Source organism: Oleiphilus sp. HI0128, from assembly GCF_001635365.1.
Window position 1 is genome coordinate 1 of sequence record NZ_LWGG01001627.1, and the last position, 849, is coordinate 849.

Here is an 849-nt window from a genome sequence, read left to right on the forward strand (position 1 = left end):
AAAGCGATTCACGCTACCTCAGCTCAGTTATATAAGAAACTAGAGGATGCTGAGGATTGGCTGCGAGCGGATTTTTCTTTAGCCATTAATCTTCTAGAAGCAAATAGTGAATGGTTTGCTGCACAGGTTGCAAACAATGCTATTGGCGCTCTGAAGGAGGTTGAGCAGAGTTTATCAAATGAAGAGGTGCTCAGTGATGAACTAGAGCAAGTGAAAACTGATACACAAAAGCCGCATGGTGGCGATAAGCTTGACCTTGACTCACTTAGTCTTGTCTCCAAAGATGACTTTGAAGATTGGCTTAGTGCCAATATGGGTATCAAGTACCTAGAAGCTGAACTTGGTTACGAGCTTCATGAGGTTTGTTTAATTGTTTCGTACCTGTTTGGAGAAACAATTGGAAAGGAAGATTGTCCTCTGGCACCCCATGCAATTTTCAGCACCTTAAAAACAGCTATCGAGCAACTAGAAATCCCGGCGGCTCCCCAGATTGTCATCTATAAAGCGCTGTCTCGTAGCTTTCTTGAAGACTTAAGAGAGTCATATCTTGAGATAATCGGCACTGTCAAAAAAGTCCAAGTTAATTACAAGCCTAAGCAAACTCAAGAGCCGTTAACAAAGACAGAAAGTGAAGCAGATGCCGCACAAGAAGCCAGTTCAGCCGAAGAGACAGTAAATCACAATGTTGAAGGGCTGAGTGATGCACCAGTTATTGGAGGGGGCTCTTCAGCCGCGTCTATCCTTGAAAATCGCCACCAATATAAAGCTCAAGAAAACAGCACATTAGATACTTTGTCACGTCTGCACACCTCCTCTACTAGTGGGGGGCAATTAGGCTTAGCTTCTGCT

General features: G+C 43.8%; 1 protein-coding gene. It reads left to right on the forward strand.

Annotated elements, in window-relative coordinates; all coding sequences use genetic code 11:
* The coding region (locus A3763_RS26500; RefSeq protein ID WP_156495359.1) for a DUF1631 family protein at positions 1 to 849 on the forward strand (849 nt) is incomplete at both ends.